This is a genomic window from Buchnera aphidicola (Lipaphis pseudobrassicae) (assembly GCF_005081185.1).
GTDB classification, from domain to species: Bacteria; Pseudomonadota; Gammaproteobacteria; order Enterobacterales; family Enterobacteriaceae; genus Buchnera; species Buchnera aphidicola_AD.
In genome coordinates this window covers 600,995-611,101 of record NZ_CP034870.1, presented here as the reverse complement: position 1 = coordinate 611,101, position 10,107 = coordinate 600,995, and the positions used below count along the sequence as shown (strand labels likewise).

The window sequence follows — 10,107 nt, the reverse complement described above, 5'->3', positions numbered from 1 at the left end:
TATTTTAAAATAGATAAATTATCTGAAATAAATACATTTTTTTCAATAAAATATTTTTTTTTATATATTTATAATAATTTATTTGAATTTGAAAAGCGAACGAAAAAAGAAAAAATATTATCCATTTATAAGATGAATAAAAAATCATATATATATTTTCCTTTAAATTTTATTAATTTAATTTTTTATTTATTTTTCAGAAAAATTATTATAATTACATTGTTGATAACTATTTTTAATAACTAAACTAGAATGGAGCGGGAAACGAGACTTGAACTCGCGACCCCAACCTTGGCAAGGTTGTGCTCTACCAACTGAGCTATTCCCGCAATTTTTTTAAATTTTTAAACAAGATATGATAAAATTTATTTTATATCTATAAAATAAATTTTTCAAGTTTTCTTTAAATAAATTTTATTCAAATTTAAAAAAATTTTCTTTATAAAACTTTAACTCCATAACAGATTCACGAACATCTTCTAGCGCTGTATGATTACGTTTTTTTAAATGATCATATACATTATTATACCAACGATGAATTAGTTCTTTTATAGAACTAACATCTATATTTCTATAATGAAAATAATTTTCTAATTTCGGCATATATTTAAATAAGAATCTTCGATCTTGAGAAATGCTATTTCCACACATTGGAGATGTTTTAATAGGAACCCATTTTTTTAAAAAAAGCAATGTTTCAATTTCTGCTTGGTTTTCATTATATAAACTTTTTTTAACACGTTTTATTAATCCACTTTTTTGATGAGTTGTAGTATTCCACTTATCCATTAATGAAATATATTTATTTTTTTGATATATAGAAATTACTGGTCCTTCTGAAACAATATTTAGTTGATCATCTGTAATCAAAGTAGCAATTTCAATAATACGATGTGTTTTAGGATCAAGACCGGTCATTTCTAAATCAATCCAAATAAGATTTTTTTTATTGATTTTCATATTTTTTATATGTTATTCAAATGTTATTATAAAATAGAATTGTTAAATTATAAAATAAATAAATTATACAAATATTTTTAAAAATATACTTCTAACTAGTTTAAAAAATATATTTCTAAAAGTAAAAAATCTTTTTTCATAATAAAGAAAATAGTATTGAATAAACTTTTTATATTTATCTTTAATAATAGTATTTTATTTGTATAAATCAGATTTTGAAACAATTAAGGGAAAATTTTATGATGAAAAATATCAATTTTAATAAAACCCAATCTTATCAAAAATTAAATAATCATTTCAAAAAAATAAAAGACATTCATTTAAAAGATTTTTTTTTAAAGAATCCCAATAGATTTAAAGAATTTTCGATTGTATTTGAAGATGAAATGTTAATCGATTTTTCAAAAAACCGTATCAATGAAAATACATTAATGCATTTATTAAATTTAGCTGAAGAAACTAATGTTAAATCTGCTATAAAATTAATGTTTTCTGGTTTCAAAATTAATCAGACAGAAAATCGACCTGTATTACATATAGCGCTTCGTAATAGAACTAATAATCCTATTATGGTAAATAATCGTAATATTATGTTAGAAGTTAATAGAGAACTTGAAAAAATGAAAGATTTTTCAAAACTTGTTATTAATGGAATATGGAAAGGTTATACTGGAAAAACTATTTCTGATGTTGTGAATATCGGAATAGGGGGATCTGATTTAGGACCATATATGGTTACTGAAGCATTACGACCTTATAAAAATCATTTAAATATGCATTTTGTTTCAAATATAGATGCAACACATATTAATGAGGTGTTAAAAAAAATAAATCCTGAACAAACAATTTTTTTAATCGCTTCTAAAACGTTTACAACAGATGAAACAATAACAAATGCTTATACTGCGAAAAAATGGTTTTTAAATTTTGTAAAAGATAAAAGTATGTTAAAAAAACATTTTTTTGCTTTATCAGCTAATGTACAAAATGCTTTGGATTTTGAAATTGATATTAACAATATTTTTAAATTCTGGGATTGGGTAGGAGGACGTTTTTCATTATGGTCTTCAGCTGGATTATCAATTGTTTTATCCATTGGATTTGATAACTTTAAAAAATTTTTAGATGGTGCTCATGCTATGGATAATCATTTTTATTATACTGATAATAATAAAAATATTCCAATATTGTTAGCTTTAATTAGTATTTGGTATAGCAATTTTTTTAATTGTGAAACAGAATCTATCTTGCCATACGATCAGAATATGCATCGTTTTTCTGCATATCTTCAGCAGGCTAATATGGAATCTAATGGTAAATCAGTTAATAGAATGGGACAGAAAATATCTTATCAAACTGGTCCCATTATTTGGGGTGAACCTGGAACAAACGGTCAACATGCATTTTATCAATTAATACATCAAGGGACTAAATTAATTCCTTGTGATTTTATTGCTTCAGTGTTTTCACATAATGATTTTGATGATCATCATTTAAAATTAATTTCTAATTTTTTTGCTCAAACAAAAGCACTAGCTTTTGGTAATTCTTATGATATTTTATCATCTGAGTTAAATCTGTCTACACAAAATGATTATAGTATAGATAGCATGTCTCCTTTTAAAATATGTTACGGAAACCAACCGACAAATTCAATCTTAATTCGAAAAATAAATCCTTATAATTTAGGTTCGTTGATTGCTTTATACGAGCATAAAATTTTTGTTCAAGGTTATATATTAAATATTTTTAGTTTTGATCAATGGGGTGTAGAGATAGGAAAAAAATTATCTCAAAATATTTATAATTATTTAAATAGCAATACAACACAAAAGTGTTATGATTCTTCTACTCAAGGATTAATAACGTTTTATAAATCTTTTATAAGTTAAAAAATTTAATAATTTTTATTATTAAATCATTTTAAAATATATAAATCAAAATTATTTTTGATAAAATATGTATTTATTAGAGGTTTAGCATTTCAAAAAATTATTAAATTTCATCATTAATGTTTTATTTTTAAATTATTTTAAAATTCTAATTTTATGGAATATGTGTGGTTTATTATGTTTACACTAATTAAATTAAAAATGCAAAATTTTGGTCAATTTCTAAGTAATATGATAATGCCTAATATAAGTATTTTTATTGCATGGGGAATTATGACTGCTTTATTTATACCTTTAGGATGGCAACCTAATAAAGTTTTAGAACAGTTAATATCACCTATTATTTTTTATTTACTACCTATTTTAATTGGATATACCGGAGGACATTTAATTTCTAATCATAGGGGTGGTCTAGTTGGGAGTATAACTACCATTGGCGTTATTACTAGTACCAATATGCCAATGTTATTAGGAGCAATGATTACAGGACCAATAGGTGGTTGGAGTATTCAGTATTTTGACCAAAAAATAGAAAATAAAATTAAAAATGGTTTTGAGATGTTAGTTAATAATTTTTCTGTTGCTATATTAGGGGTTATATTAGCAATAATTTCATTTTTGACTATTGGTCCATTTATTGAATGGATTTCTCATATTTTATCTAATTTTGTGAAAATAATATTGCATTATAACTTATTACCTTTTGTATCTATAATTATAGAACCAGCTAAAATATTTTTTTTAAACAATGCAATTAATCATGGAATTTTTTCACCATTAGGCGTTCAAGATGTTTCTGAAAACCATAAATCTATATTTTTTTTAATAGAATCTAATCCAGGTCCTGGTCTCGGTGTGTTAATAGCATGGTTGTTTTTTGGGAAAGGAAATTTATCTAAATCTTCAGGAGGTGCGGCGGTAATTGAGTTTTTAGGTGGAGTGCATGAAATTTATTTTCCTTATATTTTAATGCAACCAAAATTAATTATTTCTTTAATTATAGGTGGTATGACTAGTATTTTTATACTTGTTTGTTTTAATGGAGGTTTGATTTCTGCAGTATCACCAGGTTCAATTTTATCTATTTTAGCAATGACTCCAAAAGGTTTTTATTTAGTGAATATTAGTGCTGTTTTTTGTTCTTTCATTGTATCTTTTATTAGTGCATCTTTACTATTAAAGTATAATTTTTATAGAGTTAATTTGAACAATAAAAAATTATTGAAAAAAGATAATAATCTATTAAATCAAAAAATATTACAAAATGATAATTTTGATGATATTAAATATATTAATGTTGATAAAATAAAAAGAATTATAGTTGCTTGCGATGCTGGAATGGGATCTAGTGCCATGGGTGCAAGTATTCTTCGTAAAAAAATCAAACTTGCTAATTTAACTCATATTTCTGTATCAAATATGGCAATTAATGTATTACCTAAAAATGCAGATTTAGTAATTACACATCAAAATTTAACTGATCGAGCTAAAAAATATGCATCTGATGCTCAGCATATTTCTTTAAAAAACTTTCTTAATAATAGTTTTTATGATAATTTAATAAAGAAATTAGTAAAAAATATAACTTCTGTAGAGAGAAATCATATTAGTTCCTTGGATAAAAAAAATAAAAATAATTTAAATTACAAGAAAGAATCGCATGCTTTATTTCAATTAAGTGAAAATAATATCTTGCTTAATCAATATGCAAATTCTAAAGAAGAAGCTATTAATATTGTTGGTCAAAATTTAGTAAAACAAGGTTATGTAAAATTTGATTATATTAACTCTATGTTAGAAAGAGAAAAAATAGCTTCTACTTGGCTAGGAGAATCAATTGCTCTTCCACATGGAACTATAGAAGGAAAAAAATCTGTTTTAAAAACTGGTATAATTTTTTGTCAATTTCCAAAAGGTGTTCATTTTGGAGATGATATAGATGATATTGCTTATCTTGTAATTGGAGTGGCTGCTAAAAATGATGAGCATATTATGGTGGTAAGTAATATTACCAATGCCTTAGATAATCAAGATACAATTAAAAAATTATCTAAAACAACTAATATAAAAGAAGTATTATCACTTTTAAATATTAAATAATTTTAAATTTTTCAATGCTTTTTAAACAAAAAATTTTTATTGGAACATTTAAATATGAAAGCACTTCATTTTGGAGCTGGAAACATTGGTCTTGGTTTTGTTGGGAAAATATTATCAGAATCAAATTGTGATATAATATTTTCTGATATCAATCAAAATGTAATAGATTCTATTAATAATAGAAAATATTATTCAGTTCGAATACTGGGTAAAAATCAAGATAATATTTCTAATATTAAAAACATTAGTGCTATACATTTTAATAATCCTAAAATTATTAAGATAATTACTTTAGTTAATTTAATTACAACTGCAGTCGGTCCTTCTGCATTAGATAAAGTATCATCTTTAATTTCCCATGGAATAATATTGAAATTTAATATGCAGTCAACAACACCATTAAACATCATTGCTTGCGAAAATAAAATGCAGGCAAGTTCAATTTTAAAGCAATATGTGTTGAATAAATTACCTCAAAAATATCATATATATGTACAAAAATATATTGGTTTTGTAGATTGTAGCATTGATACAATTATACCGTCTATTGTTAATAAACAGATGCATTCCTTACTTTTAACTGCTGAAAATTTTCAAGAATGGATAGTAAATATTACTCAATTTAAAGGACAAGTACCTAAAATAATTAACATGCAGTTAAGTAACAATCTAGATCCATTTATCGAAAGAAAATTATTCACATTAAATACAGGGCATGCTATAGCTGCATATTTAGGTTGGATAAAAAAATGTAAAACTATATATGAAGCTATTTTAGATGAAGAAATAGGTGTTATTGTAAAAAACGCGATGGTAGAAAGTGGAAAATTTTTGATAAAAAAATATGATTTTAATATGAATGATCATTTAGCTTATATTAATAAGATTTTTTTGCGTTTTGAAAATCCTTTTTTATTAGATAATCTTACACGCGTAGCACGGAATCCAATTCAAAAACTAAGAAAAGAAGAACGTTTAGTTAAACCTCTTTTAGGTTGTATTAAGTATGGACTATCTTGTTCGAATTTAGCAAAAGGTATTGCATCAGCATTTTTCTATTATAATAAAAATGATTCAGAATCAATGAAGATTTTTTCTTTGATACAAAGCAAAGGAATAAAAAAAACTTTGTCAGATATTTGCGATTTACCCGAAAATAGTGAAGAATCTCGCTTAATTATTTCAAAATATAATACTCTTCATAAAAAATATTTTTCATTATGAAAAATTATTATAAAAGAATATTATGTTTTCTTCAATAATTTATTAAACTAAATTAGAGAATAAGATAATGACTATTCGTGTATTATCATCTGATTTATCATCCCAAATTTCAGCAGGAGAAGTAATTGATCGACCATCTTCAGTTGTTAAAGAAATTATAGAAAACAGTATTGATGCAAATTCGAAAAATATTATTGTTGAAATAGAAAAAAATGGTTTTAAATCTATTGTTCTAAAAGATGATGGTTTCGGTATCGATCGACATGAATTACTACTTGCAATTACTCGTCATGCAACTAGTAAGATTAATTCCTTTTCTGATTTAGAAAAAATTAATACTTTTGGATTTCGAGGTGAGGCTCTAGCGAGCATAAGAGCAGTTTCAAGGTTTACATTAATCTCTTCTAATAGAGTAAATAATATTGCTTGGAAAATATATTCAGAAGGATTTGTTGATGATGATAAGATGGTTTTACAACCAATAGCACATCCTAAGGGTACTACTGTTATAGTAGAAAATTTATTTTACAATATTCCTATTAAACTTAAATTTATAAAAAATAAAAAATTCGAATTTTTAAAAATATGTGAGATTTTTAAAAAAATTGCTTTATCACATTTTTATATTAATTTTTCTCTAATACATAATAAAAAAATAGTTGTACAATACAACGCTTTAAAAAAATTAAGCGATAAAATTAATAGATTAAAAGATGTATTTTTAGATAAAATAAATTTAAGTAATATACTAGAAATTAATGCAAAAGCATATAACATTGTATTATTTGGATGGATATCATATCCACAATGTTCGAATTTTTTCAATAAGATTCAATATTGTTATGTTAATAACCGTTATATTCATAATAATCTTATTATGAATGCTATTCGTTCTGCCTATAATGAGATGGCAGGAAATAAAAACATTTCATTTATTTTATATTTAACTATTCCACCTCATGAAATTGACGTTAATATTCATCCTACAAAAAATGAAATTATATTCAATCATTCTGATATAGTTTATTCATTTATATATGATACTATTTTACGTACTTTAAAAGAAAATAAAGATAAATATTTATTTCAAGTAAAAACTCTTCCTTATTTTAAAAAAAATATTATAAAAGATAAAAATATAATAAAAAAAATAGATCAAAAATTTTTATTTAATAAATATGTTAAAAAAAAGCATTCTTCTTTTCCTAGTTTGTTAATCATTTTTCGTCAATATTATGGTTTGCTTTATCAATACGATGATTTTTCATTAATTTCCCTTCCGTTAGCTGAAGCAATAGTGAAAAAATATCAATTAAGAATTAATTTAAAAGAGAAGATAACACCTAAATGTTGCTTGACTAATATTCAAGTGAACATTTCAGTGGAAGAGTATATTATTTTATTAAATAATCAAAAAATATTATTATTGTTTGGGTTTCACTTTGTTTTTAAGAAAAATTATATTACGTTAAAAAGTATTCCAGTTTTTTTTAAAAAAAGAAATACTGATTTTATGATATCAAATTTTTTTCGGTTTCTAGTTTTAAAAAAAAGAGTATTGATTTCAGATATAGTTGATTGGTTGTACATGAACGTTTTTATAGAATTAAAACATTGGAATTATATAGATGGAACTTCAGTTTTAGTAAAAATACAATATTATTGTCCTTTTTTATTTGAAAACCCTCCTCCAAATCTATTACAAAAAATAAATATTAACTCAGCTTTATATATGTTAAAAATATGAATATTAATCAAAATAATAAAAAAAAAATCCTATAGTGCTTTTTTTAATGGGACCAACAGCATGTGGAAAGACCCAATTTGCTATTTCTCTTAGAGAGTATTTACCAATAGAATTGATTAGCGTAGATTCTGCCTTAATTTATCGTGATATGAATATTGGAACAGCAAAACCAAGTCTTTCTGATTTATTAAATCATCCTCATCGTTTACTAAATATTAAAGATCCTATTGAAAATTATTCAGTTGCAGAATTTTATAACGATGTATTAAGAGAAATTAAGGATATCGTAAAATTAGGGAAAATACCTTGTCTTGTTGGTGGAACCATGTTTTATTATAATGTATTATTACATGGATTATCTATTTTACCTCCATCTAATATTAAAGTACGCAAATATTTGTTAAATAATAAAAAAAATATATTACATAAACAATTAGAATTAATAGATCCTGTTTCTGCTAATCGAATTCATAAAAATGATATTCAAAGATTATTAAGAGCTTTAGAAGTATTTTATATTTCTGGTAAAAATTTAACAGAATTAACAAAACACAATAACCATAAATTACCATATACTATTTTTCAATTTTCTATTATACCACCTAGTAAAAAATGGTTAAACCATCGAATTAAATTACGTGTAAAGAACATGCTCATGTCAGGTTTTCAAGAAGAAGTTGAATCATTATTTTTTAGAGGAGATTTACACATAAATCTACCTTCTATTAAATGTATAGGATATCGTCAAATGTGGGAATATCTTGAGTATAAAATTAGTTACAAAGAAATGATTGAAAAAATTGTTCATTCTACAAAAACACTTGCTAAACATCAATTAACATGGTTAAAAAAATGGAAAAATGTTAATAAATTATCATGTCAATATAATATTAATATATTAATTAAAAAGTTATTAGATGTTTTACAAACAATTAATAAATAAATATAAAAAATTTTTAGAAAAAATATATTTTTCCTATAAAACATAGTATGTATTATCTTAATTAGTATTTTTTATATATGCACTAGAAATAAATTCTATTATTTTTTAAATTATTTTAAAAAAGAAAATTAACAATGAGGCATAAAATGGCCTGGAATAAACCAAATGATAAACAATCTGAATTTGATCCTTGGAGGGATAAAGAAAGTGAAAAAAAACATGATTCAAATGATAAAATTAAAAATAAACCGACTGAAAAAAAAACTATATCAGATATAAAAAGCTTTTTTTATAATATGAAGAATATTATTACTAAAACAACTTATTCTTCAAATACATCAAAAAAAAATATACATCCTTTTTTAATTATATTTTTTATAAGTTTTTTTATTTGGTGTTTTAGTGGTTTTTATACTATCAAAGAAGCAGAACGTGGTGTAGTGACAAGTTTTGGTAGGTTTAGTCATTTAGTTTTACCAGGATTAAATTGGCGACCAGTTTTTATCAATGAAGTAAAAGCTATCAATGTTGAAACTGTAAGAGAGTTAGCAACATCAGGAATAATGCTAACTTCAGATGAAAATGTTGTTCATGTTGAAATGAATGTACAATATAAAATTACTAATCCTTCTGACTATTTGTTTTCTGTTTCCTATCCTGATGAGAGTTTACGTCAAGCAACAGATAGTGCATTGCGTGGTGTTATTGGTCGTTCAACTATGGATAGAGTTTTAACAGAAGGACGTACTTTAGTACGTAGTGATACTCAAAAAGAAATAGAAAATACAATTAAACCATATCAAATGGGTATAACTATATTAGATGTTAATTTTCAAACAGCTAGACCTCCAGAAGAAGTCAAAGAGTCTTTTGATGATGCAATAGCAGCACGTGAAAATCGTGAGCAATATGTACGTGAAGCTGAGGCATATTCTAATGAAGTTCAGCCAAAAGCTCATGGACAAGCACAAAGAATTTTAGAAGAAGCACGTGCATATTCATCACGTATAATTTTAGAAGCTCAAGGAGAAGTTGTTCGTTTTTCTAAAATTTTACCTGAATATAGAATAGCAAAAAAAATTACTTTAAAACGTCTTTATATAGAATCTATGGAAAGAATATTAAGCAAAAATAAAAAAATATTTATTGATAAAAAAAATAATTCAATGTTTTTTCTTTCTCTAGATAATTTTTTTTCAAATAATAAATCAATTGATAAAAACTTTATGAATAATGTTAAT

Annotated in this window: 7 protein-coding genes and 1 tRNA gene; 6 read left to right on the top strand and 2 right to left on the bottom strand. The window is 23.9% G+C overall.

Features of this window, described 5'->3' with window-relative positions; genetic code table 11:
- Nucleotides 1–253: 253 nt before the first annotated feature.
- Nucleotides 254–329: transfer RNA gene (locus tag D9V70_RS02965), tRNA-Gly, on the bottom strand.
- 85 nt (nucleotides 330–414) lie between these two features.
- Nucleotides 415–960 carry an oligoribonuclease gene (gene orn, locus D9V70_RS02960; RefSeq protein ID WP_158356235.1) on the bottom strand — a complete coding sequence of 182 codons (546 nt, stop codon included), beginning with the start codon at nucleotides 958–960 and terminating at the stop codon, nucleotides 415–417.
- Between the two features lie 242 nt (nucleotides 961–1,202).
- Between orn and pgi the strand changes: the two genes are divergently transcribed.
- The 6 genes from pgi to hflK form a co-directional block, all read left to right on the top strand.
- On the top strand, nucleotides 1,203–2,852 hold the full coding sequence (pgi, locus tag D9V70_RS02955) for a glucose-6-phosphate isomerase (protein WP_158356234.1): 1,650 nt from the start codon (nucleotides 1,203–1,205) through the stop codon (nucleotides 2,850–2,852).
- A 177-nt stretch (nucleotides 2,853–3,029) separates the two neighbouring features.
- On the top strand, nucleotides 3,030–4,952 hold the full coding sequence (locus D9V70_RS02950) for a PTS mannitol transporter subunit IICBA (RefSeq protein WP_158356233.1): 1,923 nt from the start codon (nucleotides 3,030–3,032) through the stop codon (nucleotides 4,950–4,952).
- 54 nt (nucleotides 4,953–5,006) lie between these two features.
- The gene (locus tag D9V70_RS02945) at nucleotides 5,007–6,176 is read left to right on the top strand and encodes a mannitol-1-phosphate 5-dehydrogenase (RefSeq protein WP_158356232.1); all 1,170 of its coding nucleotides are present in this window, start codon (nucleotides 5,007–5,009) and stop codon (nucleotides 6,174–6,176) included.
- A 67-nt stretch (nucleotides 6,177–6,243) separates the two neighbouring features.
- Complete coding sequence (mutL, locus tag D9V70_RS02940; RefSeq protein WP_158356231.1) at nucleotides 6,244–7,923, top strand: DNA mismatch repair endonuclease MutL; 1,680 nt, start codon at nucleotides 6,244–6,246, stop codon at nucleotides 7,921–7,923.
- A 46-nt stretch (nucleotides 7,924–7,969) separates the two neighbouring features.
- Nucleotides 7,970–8,866 carry a tRNA (adenosine(37)-N6)-dimethylallyltransferase MiaA gene (miaA, locus tag D9V70_RS02935; protein WP_158356230.1) on the top strand — a complete coding sequence of 299 codons (897 nt, stop codon included), beginning with the start codon at nucleotides 7,970–7,972 and terminating at the stop codon, nucleotides 8,864–8,866.
- Between the two features lie 146 nt (nucleotides 8,867–9,012).
- On the top strand, nucleotides 9,013–10,107 hold a 1,095-nt coding region (hflK, locus tag D9V70_RS02930; RefSeq protein ID WP_253254806.1), incomplete at its 3' end, for an FtsH protease activity modulator HflK.